The sequence below is a fragment of the Cryobacterium sp. TMB3-10 genome, from assembly GCF_004402305.1.
Taxonomy (GTDB): domain Bacteria; phylum Actinomycetota; class Actinomycetes; order Actinomycetales; family Microbacteriaceae; genus Cryobacterium; species Cryobacterium zongtaii.
The window spans coordinates 1-23,517 of record NZ_SOGH01000019.1 but is presented as its reverse complement, the minus strand read 5'-3'; the positions used below and the strand labels follow the sequence as shown (position 1 = coordinate 23,517).

Sequence of the window (23,517 nt, the reverse complement as noted above, 5' to 3'; positions counted from 1 at the left end):
CGCCGGCACGTCGCACGCGCCCGCGGAGCCACCACCCACACTGATTTTGCACACGAGAGGATGCCGGTGACCTTTTCCATTGCCTTCGTCGCCGGGGTCACCCCCACCAAATGGACCCGCATCTGGGCCGAGCGGCGCCCGGAGGTCGAGCTCTCGGTCTTCCGCACCAGCATCGCCGATCAGGAGCTCGTTCTGCGCGACGGCCGCGCCGACGTGAGCCTGGTGCGCCTGCCCATCGATGAAGACGGCCTGAGCCTGATCAACCTGTACAACGAGATCCCCGTGCTGGTGATGGCGAAGGATCACTTCCTGGCCGACGCCGACAGCGTGGTCGTGGCCGACCTGGTCGACGAGCACTTGCTGCAGGATCCCGACGACGTCCCCGAGTGGCGCGACGCGGCCGTTGAGGTGCGCGACGGCAGCCGCCGCCCGCTGCCGCCGATGCGCGACATGGACGAGACCATGGAACTGGTCGCCGCCGGCGTGGGCATCGTCATCCTGCCGCACTCGGTGGCCCGCCTGCACAGCCGCAAGGATGTCGTCTCCAAGCCGGTGGAGGACACCGCCGAGAGCCGCATCGCACTGGCCTGGCGCACGGTTGACACCACGCCCGACGTGGAGGAGTTCATCGGCATCGTGCGCGGCCGCACCCCGGACAGCTCACGCACCAACGCGGTCGCGGCCGGTGACGAGCCCGTGAAGAAGGAAAAGAAGACCGCCAAGGCCAAGGCCGCCGCCAAAGCAGTGCGCGCCGCGGCTGCGGCGGCCAAACCGGCCACCGCGCGCAAGACGCAGAGCGCCGGCCGCACCCGCAACTCCCCCAGCCCGCAGGCCGGCAAGCGCCGCGGCGGTCGCTGACCCGCCTCCCGCACGTCCCCGCGGGGAACACCACCCCCGAGATGCCCCGCTGCGGACGAGTTGCCCCGGCGCACCGGGGCAACTCGTCCGCAGGTGGGCAACTCGCGGAAGTGGGTCGCGCAATTACGCGAGCGACACCGGCTGCCGCACCACCGTGCGCAGCTTCTCCGGCGCGACGCGGCGCGGGTCGCCCAGGTAGACCTCGTGGTGCCGGCCGCGCTCGCGGAGGCCCGCCTGCGGGAGAACCTCGCCGTGCAGCCGGGCCAGCGCCGGCGCCTCGTCGTCGTAGGAGCCCACGTGCAGCAGCTGCGCGCAGAGTCCCTCGTCGAGCCGCTCTATGCGCACCCGGTCGAGGGCGGGCAGCGTCTTCTTCTTGCCGCGGGCCGCCGTGATGGCCTCCTCGATCGCCCCGTCGCTCACCCAGTCCGGTTGGCTGATCAGCATGGTCCAGCTCCACGCGGCCTTGTCGCGGGCACTGAACACGGATGCGTCGTCGGCGTACCAGAGCCCCTCCAGCGGGCCCACCACCAGGTCGCGGCCGCCACCTCGCTTGCTGGTGAACTTCACCGTGTACGACACCGCGTAGAGCGCCTCGACGGCCTCGACGTAGGCCGGCGCCGTGTTCGGATTCCCCGACCCGTCCACGGCGAGGAAGCGTTGCGGCGGCACCACCAGCGTCTCCCAGTCCCGGTTCTTCGGGGCGTACACTGCGCGCAGTTCTCGCTTCACGTCGTACGGCGCGGTCGCGACCTCGGTCACCAAAATCAGGCTTCCATCACTGCGATGACGTTGCCGGCCGGGTCGGCGAACCAGCCGCCGGTTGGCATCCCGCCGCCGCGTACGATTCCCCGCTCGTCCTGCTCGAAGCCGTCGTAGCGCAGCATTTCCACACCACGTTCCACCAGGGCATCCACCGACAGCTCGATGTCGGCCACTGCGAGGTTGAGGATGGTGAACACCGCGGGTTCGTGGTCCTCTTTGGGGTAGACGATCACCATCGCGCCGCCCGGCAGGGTGATTTCCAGCAGGCCCATCGGGTTGTCCACGACGTCGAGTCCGAGCACATCCCGGTAGAAGCCGCGGGCTGCCTCCAGGTCCGGCACGGCGAACCCGCTGAAGCCACGCAGGTAGGTCAGTTCTGATGTTGTCATGATCAGCTCCCTCTGGTTGAGTTTCCGAACCCGGTCAGCGGGAGCTGATCGAGGCGAACTTACGGATGCACAATGGCACAAACACCACGAGCAGCACAACAACCCCGATGAGCACGGTCAGCACTGGATTCTGCAGCGTCCAGACATCAGGCACCGGAGCGCTGCCCTCGTTGCCGAACAGTTCGCGGGCGGCCTGCACGAGCGCTGACACCGGGTTGAGTTCCGCGAAGACCCGCAACGGGTCGGGCAGGGTCTCGATCGGCACGAACGCGTTGGAGATGAAGGTGATCGGGAACAGGATGATGAACGAGGCGTTGTTGATCACCTCGGGTGAGCGCACGCTCATGCCCAGCAGCGCCATGACCCAGCTGAACGCATAGCTGAACAGCAGCAATAGCCCGAGCCCGGCGAAGAACTCGCCCATCGACGAGTTCACCCGCCAGCCGACCAGGAAGCCGGTGGCCATCATGATGATCATCGAGATGGTGTTGAGCACCAGGTCACCGTTGGTGCGGCCGACCAGCACCGCCGACGAGCTCATCGGCAGGCTGCGGAACCTGTCGATGATGCCGTCCTTGAGGTCCTGGGCCATGGCCGACCCGGAGAAGGTGGAGCCGAACACCACCGTCTGGGCGAAAATGCCGGCCATCAGGAACTGCACGTAGTCGGTGCCCTGCACCGCGATGGCGCCGGCGTACACCTGGCTGAACAGCAGCACGAACATGATCGGCTGGATGACGGCGAACACCAGCATGTCCGGGGTGCGCTTGATCTTGATGAGGTTGCGCTTGGTGGTCGTCCAGCCGTCCGAGTACCACAGCGACAGCGGGTTCCAGGTGGGCGGCGCCGGGGCGGGCCGGGTGGCGGTGGCGGTCATTTCACCTTCTCCATCTTGTCGTCTTCGTTTTCGCCCGCCGCCATGTCGGCCTTGTGCCCGGTGAGCTTGAGGAACACGTCATCGAGAGTGGGCCGGCGCATGCCGGCGTCGTGCAGTTGGATGCCGGCGGTACGCAGGTCGGCGAGCACCTGTTGCAGCGCCGGCGGGCCGTCGGTCACGGCCACGTCGAGGCCGCGTCTGTCGCTGGAAACCTGCGGTTCACCCGCTCCGTACCGGGCAAGCACCTCGCGGGCGGCGGGGGCGTCGGCCGCGTCGACCAGGGCGATCACCACCCGGTGGCCGCCGATCTGCGCCTTGAGCTCGTCGGAGGTGCCCTCGGCGATGACCTTGCCATAGTCGATGACCGCGATACTGTCGGCCAGCTGGTCGGCCTCCTCGAGGTACTGGGTGGTGAGCAGCACCGTGGTGCCGTTGTCGACGAGCTTGTTGATCACGCCCCACAGCGCAATCCGGCTGCGCGGGTCGAGCCCGGTGGTCGGTTCGTCGAGGAAGAGGATCTTGGGGTTGAACACCAGGGCGCCGGCCAGGTCGATGCGTCGCCGCATGCCGCCGGAGAAGCCCTTCACCGGCCGGTTACCGGCCGCGGTGAGCTCGAACAGGTCGATCAGCTCCTGCGCCCGCCGACGAGAGGCCGCGCCGCCGAGGTGGTAGAGCCGGCCCACCATTTCGAGGTTCTCGAAGCCGGTGAGGTTCTCGTCGACGGCCGCGTACTGGCCGGAAACCCCGATGATGCTGCGCACCGCCTTCGGGTCCTCGAGCACGTTGATGCCGTCCACGACAGCGGTGCCGGTGTCGGGCCGGATGAGGGTGGTCAGGATTTTGACCACCGTGGTCTTGCCGGCACCGTTGGGCCCGAGGATCGCCTTGACGGTGCCGCGCGGCACGGTCAGGTCGAGTCCGGCGAGCGCGTGCACCGGTCCGGACTTGGATTTGTAGGTCTTGGTAAGCCCGAAGGCTTCGATGATTGTCATGCCATACCCCTGCCGTCGGATGGCTACACTGATATGTGTACGTTGTGCACATGTGAGCTTTTATCGTAACGAAACGGATGCGCGTTGACAACGGGTCTCGGCAATTCTCCGGCGCGAACTTCGTACCGGCATGGCGACCTGCGCCGCGCCCTCATCGAGGCCGGCGTCGACCTGGCCGGCGAGGGCGGGCCGTCCGCTGTGGTGCTGCGGGAGGCCACCCGGCGGGTCGGGGTCACCCCCAGCGCGGCGTACCGGCATTTCGCTGACCGGCAAGCGCTGTTGGATGCCGTGTGCTCGAGCTGCCAGGCGCTGGTGGCGGGGGCCATCGAGGCCGATCAGGCGCGCATCCCCGCGACGGACGCGACAGAGTCGGCCCGGCTGCGCTTTCGCGCCGTGGGCACCGGGTACCTGCGTTTCGCCCTCGAGGAGCCCGGCCGATTCCAGACCGCGTTCTCGGCGTCGTCGGACCTGGAGAGCGCCACCAGCTCCGCGCGCGCCGGCGAGCGCGGCCTCACCCCGTTCCAGCTGCTCACCGTCGCGCTCGATGATCTGGTGACCGAGGGTCTACTGCCGGCCGAGCGCCGGCCGGCAGCGGAGTTCCTGGCCTGGTCTGCCGTGCACGGGCTGGCGGAACTGTTCATCGACGGGCCGCTGCGGGCCCTGCCGGACCCTGTGAAGCAGACCCTGATCACCCGGGTGATCGACATGGTGGAGCAGGGGCTGTAGCCGCCTCAGCCGACCGCTGCCTCTGAGCCCAACTCCACGCTCCCGTCGGGTCGCCAGGTGAGGTAGGTATTCAGCGGGCCCGTCAGGGAGCCGTCGACCGGCGACGAGAAGATTCCCTCCGCCCGCCAGTACAGCCGCAACCCCGTCGCCGGGAACTCCTGCTCCAGGGTGCACGTCGACAAATAGTCCAGGGTCTGGGGCACCACGATCAGGCAGACCATGTTCGAGGTCGTGCGGGCGACGTAGTAGACCAGCTGCGGCACGGATCCCGCCTCGACCGAGCCCATCGAACCCAGTTGCCGCAGGGTCGGCGGGTCAAACACCTCGGGGAGCGGGATCGCGGGCAGGTCCTCCGGCGTCTGCTCCCGCTGGAAGGCCGACAGCGCGAGGGGTGGTGAAGTGCTGGCAGCGGTGGTCGAGGGCGCGGGCGCGCCGCCCGGCACGGTGCCGGCGGAAAACTGTCCGCCGACGATCACGCCCACCAGCACCGCGGCGGTGAGTCCGCCGATGAGCAACAACCGCCGTCGCCCCGCGGCGGGACGAGGCGCATCCGCCGCCGGCCAGTCATCCGCTTCGCCGACCGCGTCGGGTTCGGCGGTGTCTCCGGGGCCACCCAGGTTGTCGGCTCCGGCGAGCGCCGCGCCGACACCCGTCTGCGCAGCGATCACGGCCGCATCGATGGCGCCGGTCTCCCGAATGATCTCGGCCTCGAGCCTGCGCAGGTCCTCGTGCACCCGATGATCGCCCGCGGCGTCGGCGTCCGCCGCGAACACCCGGTGTTGCAGAGCACGCACTCGGGCCAGCGGCGCGAGCAAGCCGCCCGGCGACGTGTCGAGCGGATGCGATGCCCACCACAGCGCGTCGAGAACGTCCCAACTCCCGGCGTGGTGAGAGCGCACCGCCTCGAGGAATTCGGGGTCGTTCAGCGCCAGGTCGTACAGGTCGTCGTGGTGCTGTGCCACTGGGTCCCCCTCATCGCTGGGCACAGCCTGACACACGGGCCGGCGGTGCGCTCACCCCGGTGGGGGGCTACGGGCCGGTGGGCGAGCGGAGCGTCATTTCCGAGGTGACCTCACCCGTGCGGCCCCAGATCACGGTGACATCACCGATCATGTCGCCCATCTCGTCCTCCACGTAGAAGTCCGGCGGCAACTGCGCGAGGTAGTCAGCGCTCTCCCAGGACAGGCGCAACCCGATCGACGGATATTCCGACTCGAGAGCGCAGGTCGACAGGTAGCCGCTGCCCTCCGGAATCGCAACGAGGCAGATCAGGCTGCCGCTCGCCCGCACCGCGTAGAACGGTGACCGCCCCACCAGGTTCGGGCCCTCTGCCCACCCCGCCGAGCCCAGATATCTGAAGGAGTCCGGCTCGAAGGTGGCGGACATCGCCCGCGCGGGGATGTCCTCCGGACGCTGCGCCTGCGCGAACAGCGCCGCCGGGTTGCCGGGTGTCTCGGCGGTGGCGCTCGCGGACGGCGCCGGCGACGAGGCCGCCTCGGTGAGCCGGCTGCCCAACACCGCGCCGATCACGGCTGCCGCGACCAGGGCCACGGCCACGATCGCGGAGGGCAGCAACCGTCGGCGCGCGGTGCGCCCGGTCGGGACCTCGGCGGGTGTCGCCGGTGCGGGTGAGTCGCCGGTGGCCTCGGTCGGGTTGAGGTGCGGCGGGCCGTCGGCTGTCGGGGCGGTCGGCTCCGGGTCGGCCGTGCGGCGCCTGAGGTCAGCGTGGGCGGCGGTGATCGCGTCCGTCGCGGCCGAGCGTTCGGCCACGATCTCGGCCTCGAGCTCCCGCACGACCTGGGCCACAGCGTGGTCGCCGGCAGCGTCGCCATCCGCCGCGAAGACCCGGCGTTGCAGCTCCCGCAGCCGGTGGATGGGCGACGGGCTCCCGCTCGGGGCGGGGTCTTCAGGGTGCCACTCCCACCAGAGCGCATCGAGCAGGTTCCACCGACCGGTATGGGCCGCGGTCGCCGCCGCCAGGAAGCGCTGATCAGCCAGCGCCTGGTCATACGGGTCGTCGTAGACGTTCTCAACCAATGAAACCCCCATCATTGTTGCACCCAGCCTGTCACACCCCGCGGCCGGCTTCAGGGGACCAGCGCCCGGCCGGTGCCCCGCGTCTCGATCGTCGAGTCCCGCATCCAAGTCACCGTGATGTCCATCACCATCGCTGTCCGGCCGTTCTCTTCCACCGGAAGAACGTCGCTGCTCTGCCAGGACAGGCGGAGGCCGCCCCGGGGAAAGTCCGCCTCGAGGGTACAGGTGGTGAGATAGCCGGCGCCCTCGGGCATCGCCACGAGGCAGATCGTGTTCGACGCACCGCGCGCGGCGTAGTAGGGCGAATCCGTCACGCCGTTGGCATCGACGTCCCGCCACCCCGACGAGCCGAGATATCTGAACGAGGCGGGGTCGTAGGCCCCCGGCAGCGGCACCCGCGGGATGTCTTGGCCGGTCTGGACCCGGGCGAAGACCTGGGCCGCCAGCACCGGCACGGTCGGGGTGCGGGTGCTGGTTGCGGTGGGGGTGGGTTCCGGGGCGCCGGACCGACTGGCGCTGGTCACCTGGCTGCCCACGAGGGCTCCGAGCAGCAACGCTCCGACCAGGCCGGCGCCCAGCAGCAGGCGGCGGCGCGGAGGCACCCACCGGGGCGTGCTGCCGACGATACTGCTGCCGACGACGACGTGAGGAGCGAACGGCGTCCCGGTGGCCGGCAACTCGGTGGCCGGCTGCTCGGTGCCGGACGACTCGGTGCCCGGCCGCTCGATGGCCGGCGACTCGGTGTCCGGCGGCTCGCGACCCGCGTGCGCTGCAGCGAGCGCCGCGCCGATGTTCGCCCGTTCTTCCCCGATCTCCGCTTCCAGCTCACGCACGGCATCGGCCACGGCACCGTCGCCGGCCGCGTCGCCATCCGCCGCGAACAACCGGCGTTGCAGGCTGCTCAGCCGGGCGACGGGTGAGGGGCTGCCGCTCGGGGCCGCCTCGGCAGGATGCCTGCACCACCAGAGCGCGTCGAGCACCGGCCAGTGGCCCCGGTGGGCCGCGGTCACGGCGCGCAGAAAGTCCGGATCGGTCAGGGCGCGCTCGTACGGGTCATCGTCACGCCGCGCCTGTGCCACGAGACTCCCGTCATTGATGCGCACATCCTGCCACCATCCGGCCGATCCGGCCCCGGGCATCCGCCGGCCTTGCCCGGTCAGCGCGAGAAGGACACGGTGCTGTTTCCGCTGAAACGCCCGGTGCCCTACGCGCTGGTCGAGCGGCTCGCCCGCGCCCTCATCGCCGCGCGGGCGACGTAGAACCGTCGGCGCGGCCCCGCCGCCATTGGCCGGGTCCCCGGCCGGTGGCAGGATGCCCGTATGATGGCGACCGGCATCCGTACCAACCCGTGGGGCGGGCAGCGCCAGACACGCTGGCAACAGGCGGTGGACTGGCCGCTCACGATCGCAGCCATCCTCTTCCTGGTCGCCTATTCGATCACGGTGATCGGCGATGTGGATGTCGCCACCGCCGACCTCCTGCGGCTGCTGATCCTGGTCAGCTGGGCGCTGTTCCCGGTGAGCTACCTCGTGGAGATCGCCCTCGCCGACCACCCCTGGCAGTGGGTGCTGCACCATCCGGTCAACCTGCTCTTCGTGTTGCTGCCGCTGCTGCGGCCACTGCGGCTGCTGCGGGTCGTCGCGCACAGCAACGTCTTCCAGCAGTCTGCGGGCACGGCCTTTCGCGCCAGGGTGCTGGTCTACCTCGCCGGCGCCGCGACCCTGGTCACCTACATCGCCGCCCTCGCCGTACTCGAGGCCGAACGGGCGACCCCGGACGCCAACATCACCTCGTTCGGTGACTCCTTCTGGTGGGCCGCCGTGACCATCACCACCGTCGGCTACGGCGATTTCACTCCGGTCACCCTGCGCGGGCGCACCATCGCCACCGCGCTGATGCTCGGCGGCGTGGCCGTGCTGGGTGTCCTCACGGCCACCCTCTCGTCCTGGATCGTGCAGCGGGTGTCCGAGCTCGAGGACCGCCACAAGTAGCCGAAAACCGGCCGCGGACACGAATAGGGCCAGCGAGGCGGGAATGATACACTCTCCGAATACCCTTAACGAACCGCTGTGCCATTTTCAGTCGCGCGTTGTATCCAGTGAGTTGCCCTGGGTGCGTCGAATCGGCTGTGGCAGCACCGCGGCGGAGCACGGCCGGCGCCCCGCGCCGCCGTCCGGGTGATACGTCAACCACGCTCAACGAATTATGAGGCTGCATCAGATGATTTTCGAAGTCGGCGAGACCGTCGTCTATCCCCACCACGGCGCGGCAACCATCACCGCGGTCGAGACCCGCACGATCAAGGGTGTCGAGAAGCGTTACATCACGCTCACCGTCCACCAGAGTGATCTGGCAATCAACCTGCCCATCGACAACGCCGAGCTCGTCGGCGTGCGCGACGTCATCGACGCCGCCGGTGTCGAGGCCGTCTTCGACGTGCTCCGCAGCGATGTCGAAGAAGAGCCCAGCAACTGGTCGCGTCGCTACAAGGCCAACACCGAGAAGATGGGCAGCGGCAGCGTCTATCGCGTCAGCGAGGTCGTTCGCGACCTGTGGCGCCGCGACCGCATCTCCGGCGTTTCCGCCGGCGAGAAGCGGATGCTCATCAAGGCTCGCCAGGTTCTCGTCTCCGAGCTCGCGCTCGCGCAGAAGTCCACCGAAGAAGAGGCCTTCGTCACCCTTGACGACGTGCTGAACGCCAGCGTCGCCGAAGTCGCCTAGTTCACCACCTCTGTAGTTCATCACCTTGACGCGTCGCCGGATGCGCAGCCTGTCTGCTGCCGCCCGGCGGCGCGTTTGTGTTGTCGGGGTGCTGGTGGGCCTGGCGCTGTCCGGCTGCGCGTCCGGCCCGTCGCCCGCATCCGGCACGGTGCCGCCGCCGGTGGGCGGTGGCCTCGACTATCAGCTCGGCGGCGCCTACGACCCACCAGCCGGAGTGGACATCGTCGTGCGTGACAGCACCGATGAGCCCGCGGCCGGCCTCTACTCGGTGTGTTACCTGAACGGTTTCCAGACCCAGCCGGCAGAGTCCCAGCGGATACTCGAGGATTCGCCCGAGCTGATCCTTACAGCCGGCGGCGGGCCGGTGCGCGACGAGAATTGGCCGGACGAGCTTCTGTTCGACACCGGCAGCGCCGGGAAGCGCACCGCACTCGCCGCGCTGCTGCTCCCCCTACTGACGAACTGTGCGACGTCCGGCTTCGACGCCGTGGAGATCGACAACCTCGACTCGTACACCCGGTCGGCCGGTCTGCTCACCGCCGAGGACAATGTCGCGTTCGCGCGCATCCTGGTCGCCGCCGCGCACGACGAGGGCCTGGCGATCGGCCAGAAGAACGCCGCCGACCTGGCGGAGCCCCTCGCCGAGCTGTTCGACTTCGCCGTCGCCGAGGAATGCGACCGATGGCAGGAGTGCGGGCTCTACCGGGCGGCCTACGGCGATCGGGTGCTGGCCATCGAATACACCGACGACCTGCGCGTTGACTTCGCCGCAGTCTGCGCGGTGCCTGACCGGCCGCGGTCGATGATCCTGCGCGACCGCGATCTCGTCGTGACCGGTGCACCGGGGTACGTATACGAACGCTGCTGAGGCGGCTCCGCCGACCGGGTTCGGTGGGGCGACCAAACCATCCGGCCGACGGCGGCGAATCAGTGTCGTGAGGCAACGGGCCTTGCGGTTCACACTTCAGGAGCTCCCCCATGCGATTCATTCCCACCAAGGTCCACGCGGTCCTCGACTACGTCGTTGCGATCGCCCTGATCCTCGCCCCCACCATCTTCATGTTCGAAGAGGTCGGCGGCGCCGCGGTCATCGTCCCCCGCGTCCTCGGCGTCGGCCTGATCCTCTACAGCCTGTTCACCCGCTACGAACTGGGCCTGATCAAGGTCATCGGCATGCCGATCCACCTCGTCTTCGACGTGCTGGCATCGATCGTCCTGATCGCGTCGCCGTTCCTGTTCGGCTTCGCTGACGAGGCGCCGAACGCCTGGCTGCCGCACATCGTGGTCGGCGTCGCCGTGATCCTCGTCGTGCTCTGCTCGAAGAGCCAGCCCGGCGTCAGCGTCTCCGGCACCAGGGCGCACGCCAACAGCGTCGCCTGACCCGCACGGCCCTCGACTGCGGCAGGCGCCCCCGGCACTGGGAGCGCCTGCCGCTTTTTCGCGCCCGGACATGCCGAGTTGCCGCAAGATGCCCCTCCGACCGTCCCTAGCGGGATCTTGCGGCATGTGGATGAATAACCCGCGCTCGACTTGCCGGAAAGTGCCCCCTCGGGCGCGCGCATGGGGCGTTTTGCGGCAAGTCGGCGGCGCGCCACTGTCCCTACCGCGGCGGGCTAGTCCGGCGGACTAGCGCGCCGGACGCAGCATCCGCCACAGCAGCGCTCGCTCGGTTACGCCCCAGAGCGCGCTCACCGTGAGGTAGATCGCCGCGGCCAGCGGCACGAAGGCCGCGAAGACCACGCTGATCAGCGGCAGCCAGCTGAGCACACCGGTCATGGTCGCCTGGGCGGCGGGCGAGAGCGCACCCGGGGCGGCCGGCGACGCCGCGCCAGGGGCGGGCGCGGCGGCGGATACGGCTCCCTGGGCCAGCATCAGCCGTCGGCTGAGCAGCTGGGCCACCAGCAGCACGCCGAGCAGCACGCCGCCGACCAGAAGCACCGTGGGGGTGGGTCCGGCACCCCAACCGGTGAGGATGCTGGTGCCCAGCGGACTGCCGAACAGGCCACCGGCGAGAAGGGCGTTGTCGTGCCCGTTGATGGTGCCCAACACAAACAGGCCGTAGACGATCGAGAGGATCGGCGCCTGCACCAGCAGGGGCAGGCACCCGGCCAGCGGCGAGGCGTTCTCGGCGGCGTAGAGGGCGGCCGTCTCGCGTTGCAGCCGCTCCGGGTTGGTGCCGTGCAGCCGCCGCAGCTCGGTCAGCCGCGGGGCGAGGCGTTGGCGCAGCTGCTGCGCGCGCGCTTGGGACACCCCCACCGGGATGAGCAGCAGGCGCAGGGCGAGGGTGAGCACGATGACGGCGAGGGCCGCCGCGTTCGCGGTGGCGAACGGTGTGAGGAACAGGGTGAGGTTGTGCAGAACGGCGTAGGCCGCGTCGAGCACGGCCGCGATGGGGCCGAAGGCATAGATGTCCATGGAAAACTCCCGGTCGGAATACGGAAAACGAGGAACCGTATGGTCGCGACAGGGCGGCGGGGCACCCGGCGGGTGCGGCGCGAGAGAGCTCCCTAGGCGACCGGGAGGGCGCGGCCCGGGGCGCGCGGCTGAGGCTTGCCTGGCGCATCCGGAACGCTTTGGCCGACCTGGGAGGCCAGCTCGGGGTAGGGCCGGGCGACGGGGGTGGGGGCGCCGGTGAGCACCATGACCAGCATCGCGAGCACCTGCTGGGCCGCGCCGGTGACGGCCACGGCCGAGGCGGCCAGGGTGAACAGCGCCGCGAGGGCGAGCAGCTCGCCGAAGCCGCGGCCGCCGAGGGAGAGCGCACCGAGGCCGAACCCGGAGCCCAGGCTCAGGCCGAGCAGCACCGACAAGCGGGCGGTCGGCGACGCCGGCGGCATCAACGTGCGTGCGCGCATCCGGGGCCCCTTTCTTGCGGTCGACCCGGCCAGCCTAGCCGGATGCAGCGCGCCTGCGCTCAGCGCGGCCGGACTCAGAGCGCCCGCATCGAATTGTTGCGCTTCTCGTGGGTGAGCTCGGCCAGGCCCAGGTGCTCGAGCAGCGGGGGCAGGTACATGCCGAAGCGACCGCGGTAGCCCTTGCGCAGGCCGTACCAGCCGCCGACCGGATTGTCCGGGGACCGGCCCCACGCTTCGACGCTGCCCTCCGGGGCGGTCTTCTGTTCGTCGCTGGCGCCGAGCGGCACCCAGTCGCCCTGCTCGACCAGCCAGGCGTGCAGGTCGTCGATGGCCCTGGCCTGATACTTCAGGGTCGTGGCGCCCACCTGGCAGACGAGGTCGTCGCCCTCGCGGTACATCGAGTACGTCGAGGTACCGGGGGCTGTCGTGAGCTGCCAGGGCTCGGCAGGCGTTCCGTCGGTCATCAGGGTCTCCATTCGTCAGCGAATGCGGGGAACCCACCGGCTCCCTTCGGCCCCAGCCTAGGCCGGGCGCCGCGAAACGCCACGGCGCCGTCACGCCACCGAGTACGCTGAGCGCACGTGAATCAGGGAGGACCCGCGCATGGCGAAGAAGGATGCATCCGCCACACCCCGCATGGACAAGAAGCTCTACGAGGGCGAGCTGCGTCGGCTGCAGTCCGACCTCGTGACCATGCAGGAGTGGGTCCGCGAGTCCGGCGCCCGGATCGTGGTGATCTTCGAGGGTCGTGATGCCGCCGGCAAGGGGTCGGCCATCAAGCGGGTCACCGAGTACCTCAATCCGCGCATTGCGCGCATCGTGGCGCTGCCGGTGCCCACCGACCGCCAGCGCGGCCAGTGGTATTTCCAGCGCTACATCGAGCATCTGCCCACCGCGGGCGAGATCGTACTGATGGACCGGTCCTGGTACAACCGTGCGGGCGTCGAGAAGGTGATGGGCTACTGCACGCCAGACGAATACCGCCGGTTCCTGCACCAGGCTCCCCTGTTCGAACGGATGCTCGTCGAAGACGGCATCATCCTGCTCAAGTACTGGTTCTCGGTGTCCGACCGGGAGCAGGAACTGCGCTTCCGGTCACGGCTGAACGACCCGATGCGGCGCTGGAAGCTCTCGGACACCGATGTGCTCTCGATCACCAAGTGGGTGGACTATTCGAAGGCCAAGGACGAGATGTTCGTGCACACCGACATCGCCGAGGCGCCCTGGTGGGTGGTCGAAAGCGAAGACAAGCGCGCCGCCCGCCTGAACATGATCAGCCATTTCCTGTCGATGGTGCCCTACGAGCAGATGGAGCCGCCGCCCGTGCACATCCCGCACCGGCCGCCGTCGTCGGACTACGAGCGGCCACCGCGCGAGCTCACGCGCCCGGTGCCCGATCACGCGGCGCGCATCACCGAGCTGGCCGCGGTGGCCAAGGCCAAGAAAAAGAAGAAGAGCTGACCCGGGGTCAGCCGATGGTGCGGGGTCGGGCGGGTTCGCGCAAGCGTGCCTTGGCCCCGTGCTCGATCAGCACCGGGACGTAGTCGCGGATCGGCTTGCCGTCGAGCAGGTGGCGTTCCTCGGTGACGACGCCTTCGATGACCGACCGCGGCCGATCGGGAAACTTCTCGGCCAGCCTGTCGATGACTTGGGAGACGGCCTGGTCTTCGTGCTGCTGACGTTCTTGAGTGTCCACGGGATCAGTTTGCGCCGACGCCCGCACCCGGGTCAACTTCGGAGATACTGAACGCCCCACCCTGCACGGACGTGCGCGCCCGCGTCGCGACGATGGTCAGGCCGCGCGGGGCCCGTCGAGCAGGGCCTCGGCGGCGGCGCGGGCCGATCTGGCGGCATCCGGGGTGCCACAGATGGCCGCGGTGGTCTGAGCGCCCTCGGCCAGCAACACCAGCATGGGTGCCAGCTCGGCCGGGGCGCCGGCCGCCGCGACCAGCTTCCCGACGTAGCCCTGGAAACCGACCTTCTGGGCCCGGGCGGCCTCGGCCACGGCCGGCACCGTCGCACCGAGTTCACCGAAGGCGTTCACGAATCCGCAGCCCCGGTAGTCGTCGCTGACGAAGCACTCGAGCAGATAGTCGTAAATCGACAGCACCCGCTCGCGCGGGGTCGTCGCGGTCGCGGCAGCGCGTTCCAGGCCGGCGGACCACTGCTCGTGCCTGCTGTGCAGCACGGCGAGCACGATCGCCTCCTTCGACGGGAAGAGGGCATAGAGCTTCTTCAGTGACAGCCCGGTCTCGGCGCGCAGTTCGTCCATCGATACGGCCTGGATGCCCCGGCTGTAGTACAACCGGTCGGCGGCGGCGGTCGCGACTTCACGCGGGCTACTTACAGTGTTCACACAAACCTCACTTGCATTGAGAACGTTCGTTCTCTAGGCTAGCAAACAGATCGGAGAACGCACGTTCTCTGGCAGACGAAGGGGACCATGACATGTCGTTCATCACGGTTGGCACAGAGAACAGCACCAACATCGACCTCTACTACGAAGATCACGGAACCGGCCAGCCGGTGGTGCTGATCCACGGCTTCCCGCTCGACGGGCACTCCTGGGAGAAGCAGTCTGCGGCCCTCCTCGACGCGGGCTACCGCGTGATCACCTACGACCGCCGCGGCTTCGGCCAGTCCAGCCAGCCCACGGTCGGGTTCGACTACGACACCTTCGCCGCCGACCTCAACGTCGTACTCGAGACCCTCGACCTGCGGGACGTCGTCCTGGTCGGCTTCTCGATGGGCACCGGAGAGGTCGGTCGGTACCTGGGCAGCTACGGGTCCGACCGGGTGGCGAAGGCCGTCTTCCTCGCCTCCCTCGAGCCGTTCCTGCTCAAGACCGACGAGAACCCGGGCGGCGCCGCGCCGCTGGAGTTCTTCGAGGGCATCGTCGACGCCGTCAAGGCCGACCGCTACGCCTACTTCACCGAGTTCTACACGAACTTCTACAACACGGCCGAGAACCTCGGCAGCCGGCTGAGCGTCGAGGCCCTGCAGAACAGCTGGAATGTGGCCGCCGGCTCCGGATCGTTCGCGGCGGCCGCGGCCCCGCTGACCTGGATCACCGACTTCCGCGCCGACGTGGCGAAGATCACGGTTCCCTCTCTGATCGTGCACGGCACGAGCGACAACATCCTGCCGATCGACTCCACCGGCCGACTCTTCGCGAAGGCCCTGCCGGCGGCCGAGTACGTCGAGATCGACGGCGCCCCGCACGGGATGCTGTGGACCCACGCGGCCGAGATCAACGAGGTTCTGCTGGCCTTCCTGGCCAAGTAGGCGGCACCCCTCGACCACCGCAACTGTTGCCCGTGCGGACAACTGTGCCCGGCGTACCGGGCGCACCTGTCCGCATGGGCAACGGTTGGGCCTAGGGGCATGCCTCAGGGGCGCTGGGCGGGCGGAGCCTCAGCCAGGAGGGTGCGGGCGGCGAGGCCGATGATGGCGCTGTAGGTGGGGTAGGCGAACCGCACGTGGGCGAGGGTCGCCACATCCACGCCGGCGGCGATGGCCGTGGTCACCGACTGCACCACCTCGATGGCGTTCTCGCCCACGGCGTGTGCACCGAGGATCAGCTCCCGGCGCCGGTCGGAGATCAGCATCAGGAACCCGCGTTCCCTGTCGTCGATCACCGCTCGGTCCAGGCTCGCATACGGCACCGTGGCCACCACGCAGAGCGGGTCACGGGCACGTGCCTGCTCCTCGGTGAGCCCCACCCCGGCATAGTCGGGATCGGTGAACCCGCCCGCGGGCAGCAGGTGGTGCGGGGTGCGACGGTTGGTGCCCAGCACCGCGTTCTCGGCCGCGGCCTCACCCTCGAACTGGGCGGCCTGCACGAGCATGTCGCGGCCGTTCGCGTCGCCGACGGCGAAGATGTGCGACACCTCGCTGCGGAAGTACTGGTCGACGGGAATCGCGGACCGCTCCGTGGCCACGCCCGCGTTCGCGAGGCCCAGGTCGTCGACATCCGCCGGCCAGCCGGTCGCCATGATCACGGCATCGAACTGCCCTGACACCGGTTCACCGGCCGCACGCCAGGTCAGGAGGATCGAGCCATCCGGCTGCTTCACCAGCGACTCGACGGTCTCGATGCCGGTCTCCACCCGAGTGCCCTGCTCGCGGAACGCCGTGGTCACCCCGGCGGAGACGGCGGCGTCGGAGGCCATCAGGATCCGCGGTGCCACATCGAGCAGCGTCACCCTCGAGCCGAACGAACTGAAAATGGTCACCAGCTGGGCGCCGGTGTTGCCGCCGCCGATCACCGCGAGGCGTTCGGGCAGGGCGGGCAGGGTGAGTACGTGTTCGGGCACCGTCGCCAGGTCGGCGCCGGGGATCGGCAGCCGGCGTGAGTGACCGCCCACGCAGATCAGGATGTTATCGGCGCTGATGCGGCGGCCGCTGTCGAGCTCCACGGTGTGCGGGTCGACGAACCGGGCCCGTCCCTCGAGGACGAGGTCGATGCCGGCGGCGCTGAACCGCTCGGCCTCGCGTTTGATCGACCGTACTCTGTCGACGGATTCGGTGACTCTGGCGGCCGTGGTCCGCCAGTCGAATCGCTGGATGACGGCCTCGATGCCGTAGGTCTCGGCGGTGCGCACCTCGCGCATCAGCCTGGCCGCCTTCGCGAGCGCCCGGGTGGGCACGCAGCCGGTGTTCACACAGGTGCCCCCGGTGCGATCGGCCTCGACGACCACGACCCCGGCCCCCAGCTCGGCCGCGCGGAGGGCAGCGGCCGTGCCGGCGGGGCCGGCGCCGATCACCAGCACGTCGTAGTGCGGGCGGGGTGCGGTGGCCGCGGCGGGGCCGGCCGGGGAGGAGACAGTGGGATCAGCGGGCATGGGAACCTCCTGGCAACAGAACGGAGCACCGACTCTGCCAGCGGGTCCTGAGAAAAGCCCCTGACCGGCAGCTAGGCGGGGCCTGGCACACCCTTGGTCGGCTTGCCCTGGCTGGACTTGGCCGCCCGGCCGGCCTTGCGCAGGGCGCGCTGGCGGGCATCCTCGACCTTCATCAGGGTGCGGGTTTCATCGAGGTCGCCGATCAGGGGGCGCCACCAGGCGGCCGCGGGGTCGGCATCCACCAGGATCGTTCGGATCAGCAGGGTGAGCGGAATCGCCAGGATCGCGCCGATGGCACCGAGCACGATCGCCCAGAACAGCACCGAGGCGAAGGTGAGGGATTGGCTGAGGGCGACGGCGTTGCCGACCACCCGGGGCTGCACGATCGACTGCACCACCCCGTTGACGATCGCGTAGATCACGATCACGGGCAGCGCGAGCTCCCAGCCGCCGGTGAGGAACGCGAACACCGTGGGCGGGATGATGGCGATGAAGTAGCCCACATTGGGGATGAAGCTGCACAGGAATGACAGCAGCCCCCAGAGGAACGCGCCCGGCACCCCGAGCAGCACGAGCGCCACGGCGTTCAAGACACCTTGGACGATGCCGAGGAGGGTGGTGGCCACCATGTAGCGGCGCACGCTGGAGGCGAAGTTCGTCAGGGCCTCCACCAGTGTGGGTCGGGTCGGCCGCAGTTGAGTGAGCAGGGTGGGCAGGTAGCCGGCGTCCGCCGCCATCAGGATCAGCATGGTCAACACGATCACGAGGGCGACCGTGATGTTGGTGATGCTGCCGAAGAGTCCGGAGACGACCGAAGCCAGATTGCTCGGGTCAAGGCTGTCCTCGACGGCCTGCACCTGCGCCGAGCCGAATCCGAGGCTCGCGAGCCAGTCGGTGATGGTGGTGGCGATGTCGCTGATCTGGCTGGAGAACTGGGGCAGCAGGGTGGCGAATTGGCCCAGGGCCAGGCCCAGCGCCGCCACGAAGGCCGCCAGCACGATGAACACCGTCGCGACAACGGATCCCGTGGCCAGACCCCGCGGCACGCCGCGCCGTTCCAGGCCCCGGCGCACCGGGTGCGCGCAGATGGTGAGCACCAGCGCCAGGAGGATCGGCGCCGCGATGCCGGCAATGGCGGCCAGGCCGAAGACCGCCACCGTGGCACCGCCCAGACCGACGAGGATCGAGGTGCTGCGGTGCGACGAGACCGGCGGACCGACGATCACCGGCTCGTCGCTGGCCACGCCTCGGGGGTGCGCCTCGTCCCTCTGGGGTTGTTTCCTTGATCGGCGTCGCCACATGGGGTCCCTTCCGCATCGGTTCGCGTCAGGCACAGTGTCCTCCCCCGCAGCCCGCCGCGGCGTCACCCGTTTCGGGTGAGCCCGCGGGGTCAGGCGGGCGTCAGAGCCCGGGTAGGTGCCGGATATTGGACCGCGCCATCTGCACCGCCTCACCCACCCCACCGTTGAGCACGGTCTTCGACAGGGCCAGCGCGAAGCCCTTCACCTGCTTGGCGGTCACGTTCGGCGGCAGGGACAGCGCCAGCGGGTCGGTGACGATGTCGACCAGGGCGGGCCCCTCATGGGCGAAGGCGGCCGTGAGCGCGGACCGCAGCACCGCGGGGTCTTCCACCCGCACGGCATGGAAGCCGAGCGCGGTGGCCACGGCAGCGTAGTCGACGGCGGGCACGTCGACACCGAAGTCGGGGTACCCGTCGACGAACATCTCCAGTTTCACCAGGCCCAGAGTGGAGTTGTTGAACACCACGACCTTCACCGGAAGCTGCTGCGCGGCGATGGTGATGAGCTCGCCGAGCAACATCGCCAGTCCACCGTCGCCGCTGATGGTGACCACTTGTCGGTCGGGGTAGGCGCTCTGGGCGCCGATCGCCTGCGGCACCGCGTTGGCCATCGACCCGTGCAGGTACGAGCCGATCAGCCGGCGACGCCCATTGGGGGTGAGGTACCGGGCCTGCCAGACGTTGCCCATGCCGGTGTCGGCGGTGACGATGGCGTCGTCGGCGACGAGCTCATCGAGCATGGCGGCCGCGAACTCCGGGTGGATCGGGCGGCCGTGGTCGACATCCGTGTAGGTGCCGACGACCGAGCTGAGCAGTTTCTCGTGCTTCGTGAGGGTGCGTTCGAGGAAAGCCCGGTCGGTCTTCTTCGTCACCAGGTCGGTGAGGGCCGCGAGCGTGGCCGCCACGTCGCCGTGTACCGGATGGGTGACGCTGACCCGACGGCCCAAGTGGGACGGGTCGGTGTCGACCTGGGCGATGACCACCTTGTCGCCGTCGGGCAGGAACTGCTCATAGGGGAAGTCGGTGCCCAGAAGCAGCACCAGGTCGGCGTCGTGGATGCCGGCGTGCGCGGCCCCGTAGCCGAGCAGACCGGTCATGCCCACGTCGAACGGGTTGTCGTACTGGATCCATTCCTTGCCCCGCAGGCTGTGCCCGATGGGCGCGGCGACGAGGTCGGCGAAGGCGATCACCGCGTCGTGGGCACCGGCGACGCCGGCCCCGGCGAAGATCGCGACGGTCTTGGCCCGGTTGATCGCGTCGGCCAGGGCACGCACGTCATCCGCTGCGGGCACCACGGTCGGTCGCCCCGGCAACACGAAACGGGGCACGGCGCCCTCGGCATCGAGTTCGGCGACGTCACCGGGCAGGGTGACCACCGATACCCCGCTCAGGGCGACCGCGTGCCGCATGGCCGCGTTGACCACCTTGGGCGACTGCTCGGCGGAGGAGACCAGTTCCCGGTAGTGCGAGCACTCGGTGAAGAGCCGGTCCGGGTGGGTTTCCTGGAAGAAGCCGCTTCCGATCTGACCAGTCGGGATGTGGCTGGCGATGGCCAGCACCGGCGCTCCGCTGCGGTGTGCGTCGTAGAGTCCGTTGATCAGGTGCAGGTTTCCCGGACCGCAGCTGCCGGCGCACACGGCGAGGCGCCCGGTGAGCTGGGCCTCGGCGCCGGCCGCGAAGGCCGCGGCCTCCTCATTGCGCACGTGCACCCAGTCGATGCCGCCCTTGGCGGCTCCGCCGGTTCGACGCACGGCGTCGACGACGGGGTTGAGGCTGTCCCCGACGATGCCGTAGATGCGGCGCACCCCGGCGTCCACGAGTTGGGCGATGATCTGGTCTGCGACGGTCTGAGCCATCGGTCCAGTAAACCCCGCGCGCCCGGCACGGCGATATCCCTCGAGGGCACAGTCAGCGAACTCTCAGCGGCGCTGGACTTGGCTCACGGAGAAACTCCAGGGGCGTCACCGTACCGAGGTCGGTCTAATCGCCCGCGGATACCGCGACCGGCGTGACGTCCCAGACCACGGGTGCGGGGTAGAACGGATTGACGGCGGGATCAGGCGCCGAGAAAGCCATGCCACCCAGGTTGTGCCAGCCCAACCCGACCACCGTGGAACCTTTGGGTGCCGTGTACAGCACACAGGCGAGGTACTCGTCCGGTCCCCGGTCCTCGTCGAGGTCGAACCGCTCGAGCTCGAACGGGCAGATCGTGTTCGCCGTCAAGGAGCCCATGTATTCGCGCTCCACGATGCCGCCTTCGGTGCCGTCGTCGAGCACCGGACGCAGGAGCGGGGTCGCGTAGGCGGTCACGCTGCCGGTGACCCAGCGGTACTGAATCACGGCGAAGAACGGGGTTTCCCCCGCGAACCCCGCACCGTTGTCGAAAACGTCCCAATAGGAGGGTTCTCCCTCGACGACACCCAACACGGTTGTTTCGATCGCGTCCCCCGGCACACCCTTGTAGTTGGACTGCGGAAGCAGGGCGATCTCGCCGACCCCGAGGTGCTGTCCGGGCGTGGCCGTTGACGCCCTGTCGACCGGCATGGCGACGGTGTCGAACGGTATCGCGGGCAACTGGTCGTCGTCGGCATTCCCCGAGCAGCCGGCCAGCAGAACGCCGACGGCGAGTGCGCCGACGAGCGGCAACGCGGCCCCTCGACCCACCAGTTCACGAAGTCTCATGTGTATCCCCCTGTGGCAAACATCGCAGCGCGTCGGGACAAAAGCAATTCAAAGCAGGGGCATCGTCGTGGGAGGCTTACCGCGTGAACGGAAAACTGGCTGGCGGATTTGACGGCGGTGCCCATCTGGTCGACGGCGCGATTCGTCGAATTCCCGGCCCCTGGACACCGGCCGTGAACGCCCTTCTGCAGCATCTGGCATCCACCGGTTTCGTCGGAGCGCCGCGCTCGCTCGGCTCTGACGCGCAGGGCCGCGACGTGCTCAGCTATCTCGACGGTTCGACCGTCGGCAACCTCCGCCCGTGGCCGCGCTGGACCCACAGCGACGGAGCGCTCCTGGATGTGGGCGACTGGCTCAGGCGCTATCACTCCGCCGTCGCCGACTTCGTCCCGCCCGCAGGGTCGCGGTGGCGCGAGGGCCGGGCGTGGAAACCCGGCTTGATCATCGGCCACAACGATGCGGCGCCCTACAACGCGGTCTGGAATGCACACGGGCTCGTGGGTTTCGTGGACTGGGACATGGCCGGCCCGACCACGAGCGCCGAAGACCTCGCCTGGGTCGTCTTCTCCTGGGTGCCGCTCCACGCGCGTCAGCTCGTTGTTGACGAAGGATTCACCGCATTCGGGGAGCGCCGGGCTCGTTTGGAGTCGATTCTCCGGGTCTACGGGTGGGGCGGAACGACAGACGATGTGCTCGAGCTCATCCGTCGACGCGTGCAGACGCAACGGGACATCATCCGCTCAGTGGCCAGCAGCGGCGACGAGACCTATCGAAGGATGCTGGCTCACGGGGTCGATCTCACCCTTCAGTCCGCGTTGGGTGAGCTCGATACGGTCTGATGGCGTCGCTCGTGGGGGTCGACACCGCGAGCCCCTGCAGGACTCGGCGTCAGCCCCGGGTGCGGGGCGCCGTGGTGCTGTCGCGCACGATCAGCTCCGGGGCGATCGCGGGAATCGTCTCCGCGGCCTCGCCGCCCATCAGCTGCAGCAGACGGTCGACCGCGAGGCGGCCGACCTCGTCGAAGTCGAGCCTGATCGTGGTGAGTCCGGGCTGGAAATACCTGGCCTCACTCATGTCGTCGAAGCCCACGACGCTCACGTCGCCAGGCACCGACAGGCCACGTTCGGTCAGGGCCTTCATGATGCCCAGGGCCATGGAGTCATTCGCGGCGAGCACCGCCGTGATGGCCGGGTTCTCGGCGATCAACAGTCCGGCACGGTAGCCGGATTCAACGGTCCAGTCTGCCGTGGAGAACTCGGGGTTCACCGGGCGGTGGGCGACGGCCAGCTCGGCCAGCCAGCCGGCGCGGCGAGCGTCCGACGCCATCCAGCCCCGCGGTCCGGCCACATGCCACACGGTGTCATGCCCGAGGTCGAGCAGATGCCGGGTGGCCAGTCGCGCCCCGAGCCCGTCGTCCATGGTCACGGCGTGAGAGCTGGCCGGCGCGCCCTGTTCGAAGCGGACGATGGGCACGTCCAGGTCCAACCCGTTGAGTACCGGGGCCGCGGCGGACATCGGTGCCAGCACGACAATCCCGTCCACGGAGTCACCGAGCAGGGTGTCCACGGCCGCCCGGATGTCATTCGAATCGACATCGGAGATGCTCACGAGGCTGGTGGCGTAGCCGTTGCGGCGCGCCTCCTCTGCGACGCCGAAGAGCACCATTGTCGAGCCGTGCACCGGCAGGGAATAGCTGAGCACCCCGAGGTTCATCGAACGATTGGTCGCCAACGCGCGTGCAGCCGAATTCCGGTTGTACCGCAGCTGGGTGATCGCCCGTTCGACCCGTTCCCGCACCTCGGGCCCCACATTGCTGTGGCCGTTCACGACCCGCGACACGGTTTGTTGGGACACTCCGGCGAGCCTGGCCACGTCGATCATGCGCACACTGCGGTTCGCCGGGCGCTGGCTCTCGCCCACCGGGCCCACGGGAGAAGTCGACATCGGTCAAGAATACCCTCATGGGGTGCGGGAGCGCACTATCGCGAGGTATCTCTGGTGCTTCGCCCAGTGACGGATGTCAGTCGAAATTCACTTGTTCATCAAGGAGCGTGCCGCATCGACTGCGCGCTGGAAACCAGAAACCGTCGTGATAGTGCGCTAACATTCAGCGCTGATAGTGCGCTAACATACAACCGCGTGATAGTTGTCTCAAAGCGCAACACAACGAAGGTGGAATGCTAAATGAGTTCCTATGAACCCGAGATCGAGGTCGCGATCGCGCGTGTGCGGGCGGATATCGCTCGGCTGCATGGTGATTTGACGGCCAATGGCTTGGTGGTGTGGACCGGCGGTAACGTGTCGGGTCGGGTGCCGGGCGCGGACTTGTTTGTGATCAAGCCGTCCGGGGTGGATTATGCGGATCTGGCGCCGGAGAACATGATTCTTTGTGATCTGGATGGCAGTGTCGTTCCGGAGACTCCGGGTGCGGACCGGTCGCCGTCGTCGGACACGGCTGCGCATGCGTATGTGTA

Annotated in this window: 27 protein-coding genes; 10 read left to right on the top strand and 17 right to left on the bottom strand. The window is 69.0% G+C overall.

Annotated elements, in window-relative coordinates; translation table 11 throughout:
- Nucleotides 1–60: 60 nt before the first annotated feature.
- A complete protein-coding gene (locus tag E3T22_RS07470; protein ID WP_103430495.1) occupies nucleotides 61–858 on the top strand; it encodes a LysR family substrate-binding domain-containing protein in 798 nt (265 codons plus the stop codon).
- Nucleotides 859–981: 123 nt separating this feature from the next.
- Here E3T22_RS07470 and E3T22_RS07465 read toward each other — a convergent pair whose 3' ends face one another.
- Genes E3T22_RS07465 through E3T22_RS07450 form a run of 4 tightly spaced genes read right to left on the bottom strand, consistent with a single transcriptional unit; the run spans nucleotide 982 to nucleotide 3,878 of the window.
- The gene (locus tag E3T22_RS07465) at nucleotides 982–1,617 is read right to left on the bottom strand and encodes a GyrI-like domain-containing protein (protein ID WP_134480996.1); all 636 of its coding nucleotides are present in this window, start codon (nucleotides 1,615–1,617) and stop codon (nucleotides 982–984) included.
- Nucleotides 1,618–1,622: 5 nt separating this feature from the next.
- Nucleotides 1,623–2,009, bottom strand: coding sequence for a VOC family protein (locus tag E3T22_RS07460; protein ID WP_088457246.1), 387 nt, complete (start codon nucleotides 2,007–2,009; stop codon nucleotides 1,623–1,625).
- Between the two features lie 34 nt (nucleotides 2,010–2,043).
- Nucleotides 2,044–2,886 carry an ABC transporter permease gene (locus tag E3T22_RS07455; RefSeq protein ID WP_088457247.1) on the bottom strand — a complete coding sequence of 281 codons (843 nt, stop codon included), beginning with the start codon at nucleotides 2,884–2,886 and terminating at the stop codon, nucleotides 2,044–2,046.
- The gene (locus E3T22_RS07450) at nucleotides 2,883–3,878 is read right to left on the bottom strand and encodes an ATP-binding cassette domain-containing protein (protein ID WP_088457248.1); all 996 of its coding nucleotides are present in this window, start codon (nucleotides 3,876–3,878) and stop codon (nucleotides 2,883–2,885) included. Before E3T22_RS07450 ends, E3T22_RS07455 begins: the two co-directional genes overlap by 4 nt.
- An 84-nt stretch (nucleotides 3,879–3,962) precedes the next feature.
- On the opposite strand from E3T22_RS07450, the gene E3T22_RS07445 reads away from it, so the two are divergent.
- Entirely contained in the window at nucleotides 3,963–4,604 is a 642-nt protein-coding gene (locus E3T22_RS07445) for a TetR/AcrR family transcriptional regulator (protein WP_088457249.1), read from the top strand.
- Between the two features lie 5 nt (nucleotides 4,605–4,609).
- On the opposite strand, the gene E3T22_RS07440 is transcribed toward E3T22_RS07445, so the two are convergent.
- From E3T22_RS07440 to E3T22_RS07430, 3 genes are all read right to left on the bottom strand, one after another.
- Nucleotides 4,610–5,566, bottom strand: coding sequence for a hypothetical protein (locus E3T22_RS07440; RefSeq protein ID WP_088457250.1), 957 nt, complete (start codon nucleotides 5,564–5,566; stop codon nucleotides 4,610–4,612).
- Between the two features lie 67 nt (nucleotides 5,567–5,633).
- A complete protein-coding gene (locus tag E3T22_RS07435; RefSeq protein ID WP_134480995.1) occupies nucleotides 5,634–6,641 on the bottom strand; it encodes a hypothetical protein in 1,008 nt (335 codons plus the stop codon).
- Nucleotides 6,642–6,691: 50 nt separating this feature from the next.
- Nucleotides 6,692–7,780: a hypothetical protein gene (locus tag E3T22_RS07430; protein ID WP_134480994.1), complete on the bottom strand. Its 1,089-nt coding sequence runs from the start codon at nucleotides 7,778–7,780 to the stop codon at nucleotides 6,692–6,694.
- A 180-nt stretch (nucleotides 7,781–7,960) separates the two neighbouring features.
- Here E3T22_RS07430 and E3T22_RS07425 point away from each other — a divergent pair, with 180 nt between their 5' ends.
- The 4 genes from E3T22_RS07425 to E3T22_RS07410 all read left to right on the top strand — a co-directional run bounded on the left by E3T22_RS07425 (nucleotide 7,961) and on the right by E3T22_RS07410 (nucleotide 10,742).
- On the top strand, nucleotides 7,961–8,632 hold the full coding sequence (locus tag E3T22_RS07425) for a potassium channel family protein (RefSeq protein WP_088457253.1): 672 nt from the start codon (nucleotides 7,961–7,963) through the stop codon (nucleotides 8,630–8,632).
- A 229-nt stretch (nucleotides 8,633–8,861) separates the two neighbouring features.
- Nucleotides 8,862–9,362: a CarD family transcriptional regulator gene (locus E3T22_RS07420; protein ID WP_066597804.1), complete on the top strand. Its 501-nt coding sequence runs from the start codon at nucleotides 8,862–8,864 to the stop codon at nucleotides 9,360–9,362.
- 40 nt (nucleotides 9,363–9,402) lie between these two features.
- Nucleotides 9,403–10,230, top strand: coding sequence for an endo alpha-1,4 polygalactosaminidase (locus E3T22_RS07415; protein WP_134480993.1), 828 nt, complete (start codon nucleotides 9,403–9,405; stop codon nucleotides 10,228–10,230).
- A 110-nt stretch (nucleotides 10,231–10,340) separates the two neighbouring features.
- Nucleotides 10,341–10,742 (top strand): SPW repeat protein, encoded by a 402-nt coding sequence (locus E3T22_RS07410; protein WP_088457255.1) that lies wholly within the window; start codon nucleotides 10,341–10,343, stop codon nucleotides 10,740–10,742.
- Between the two features lie 246 nt (nucleotides 10,743–10,988).
- Here E3T22_RS07410 and E3T22_RS07405 read toward each other — a convergent pair whose 3' ends face one another.
- The 3 genes from E3T22_RS07405 to E3T22_RS07395 all read right to left on the bottom strand — a co-directional run bounded on the left by E3T22_RS07405 (nucleotide 10,989) and on the right by E3T22_RS07395 (nucleotide 12,681).
- On the bottom strand, nucleotides 10,989–11,777 hold the full coding sequence (locus E3T22_RS07405) for a membrane protein insertase YidC (protein WP_134480992.1): 789 nt from the start codon (nucleotides 11,775–11,777) through the stop codon (nucleotides 10,989–10,991).
- A gap of 92 nt (nucleotides 11,778–11,869) precedes the next feature.
- The gene (locus tag E3T22_RS07400) at nucleotides 11,870–12,217 is read right to left on the bottom strand and encodes a DUF6412 domain-containing protein (protein ID WP_103478879.1); all 348 of its coding nucleotides are present in this window, start codon (nucleotides 12,215–12,217) and stop codon (nucleotides 11,870–11,872) included.
- Nucleotides 12,218–12,291: 74 nt separating this feature from the next.
- Entirely contained in the window at nucleotides 12,292–12,681 is a 390-nt protein-coding gene (locus tag E3T22_RS07395) for a DUF6855 family protein (protein ID WP_103478963.1), read from the bottom strand.
- Between the two features lie 139 nt (nucleotides 12,682–12,820).
- On the opposite strand from E3T22_RS07395, the gene ppk2 reads away from it, so the two are divergent.
- Nucleotides 12,821–13,678, top strand: a complete 858-nt coding sequence (ppk2, locus tag E3T22_RS07390) for a polyphosphate kinase 2 (protein WP_241983630.1) — start codon at nucleotides 12,821–12,823, stop codon at nucleotides 13,676–13,678.
- Nucleotides 13,679–13,685: 7 nt separating this feature from the next.
- On the opposite strand, the gene E3T22_RS07385 is transcribed toward ppk2, so the two are convergent.
- Nucleotides 13,686–13,913, bottom strand: coding sequence for a three-helix bundle dimerization domain-containing protein (locus E3T22_RS07385; RefSeq protein WP_088457260.1), 228 nt, complete (start codon nucleotides 13,911–13,913; stop codon nucleotides 13,686–13,688).
- A 96-nt stretch (nucleotides 13,914–14,009) separates the two neighbouring features.
- Nucleotides 14,010–14,573 carry a TetR/AcrR family transcriptional regulator gene (locus E3T22_RS07380; protein WP_088457261.1) on the bottom strand — a complete coding sequence of 188 codons (564 nt, stop codon included), beginning with the start codon at nucleotides 14,571–14,573 and terminating at the stop codon, nucleotides 14,010–14,012.
- A gap of 92 nt (nucleotides 14,574–14,665) precedes the next feature.
- Here E3T22_RS07380 and E3T22_RS07375 point away from each other — a divergent pair, with 92 nt between their 5' ends.
- The gene (locus tag E3T22_RS07375) at nucleotides 14,666–15,502 is read left to right on the top strand and encodes an alpha/beta fold hydrolase (RefSeq protein ID WP_088457262.1); all 837 of its coding nucleotides are present in this window, start codon (nucleotides 14,666–14,668) and stop codon (nucleotides 15,500–15,502) included.
- A 104-nt stretch (nucleotides 15,503–15,606) separates the two neighbouring features.
- Here E3T22_RS07375 and E3T22_RS07370 read toward each other — a convergent pair whose 3' ends face one another.
- The 4 genes from E3T22_RS07370 to E3T22_RS07355 all read right to left on the bottom strand — a co-directional run bounded on the left by E3T22_RS07370 (nucleotide 15,607) and on the right by E3T22_RS07355 (nucleotide 21,043).
- Complete coding sequence (locus E3T22_RS07370) at nucleotides 15,607–17,061, bottom strand: NAD(P)/FAD-dependent oxidoreductase (protein WP_134480991.1); 1,455 nt, start codon at nucleotides 17,059–17,061, stop codon at nucleotides 15,607–15,609.
- 71 nt (nucleotides 17,062–17,132) lie between these two features.
- Nucleotides 17,133–18,305 (bottom strand): AI-2E family transporter, encoded by a 1,173-nt coding sequence (locus E3T22_RS07365; RefSeq protein WP_241979986.1) that lies wholly within the window; start codon nucleotides 18,303–18,305, stop codon nucleotides 17,133–17,135.
- 157 nt (nucleotides 18,306–18,462) lie between these two features.
- Nucleotides 18,463–20,217 carry a pyruvate dehydrogenase gene (locus E3T22_RS07360; protein ID WP_134480990.1) on the bottom strand — a complete coding sequence of 585 codons (1,755 nt, stop codon included), beginning with the start codon at nucleotides 20,215–20,217 and terminating at the stop codon, nucleotides 18,463–18,465.
- A gap of 124 nt (nucleotides 20,218–20,341) precedes the next feature.
- Nucleotides 20,342–21,043, bottom strand: coding sequence for a hypothetical protein (locus tag E3T22_RS07355; protein ID WP_134480989.1), 702 nt, complete (start codon nucleotides 21,041–21,043; stop codon nucleotides 20,342–20,344).
- Nucleotides 21,044–21,126: 83 nt separating this feature from the next.
- Between E3T22_RS07355 and E3T22_RS07350 the strand changes: the two genes are divergently transcribed.
- On the top strand, nucleotides 21,127–21,882 hold the full coding sequence (locus tag E3T22_RS07350; protein WP_134480988.1) for a phosphotransferase: 756 nt from the start codon (nucleotides 21,127–21,129) through the stop codon (nucleotides 21,880–21,882).
- Between the two features lie 49 nt (nucleotides 21,883–21,931).
- Here the strand turns inward: E3T22_RS07350 and E3T22_RS07345 are convergent, their stop codons facing one another.
- The gene (locus tag E3T22_RS07345; RefSeq protein ID WP_341866756.1) at nucleotides 21,932–22,987 is read right to left on the bottom strand and encodes a substrate-binding domain-containing protein; all 1,056 of its coding nucleotides are present in this window, start codon (nucleotides 22,985–22,987) and stop codon (nucleotides 21,932–21,934) included.
- 240 nt (nucleotides 22,988–23,227) lie between these two features.
- On the opposite strand from E3T22_RS07345, the gene E3T22_RS07340 reads away from it, so the two are divergent.
- The coding region (locus tag E3T22_RS07340; RefSeq protein ID WP_174776859.1) for a class II aldolase/adducin family protein at nucleotides 23,228–23,517 on the top strand (290 nt) is incomplete at its 3' end.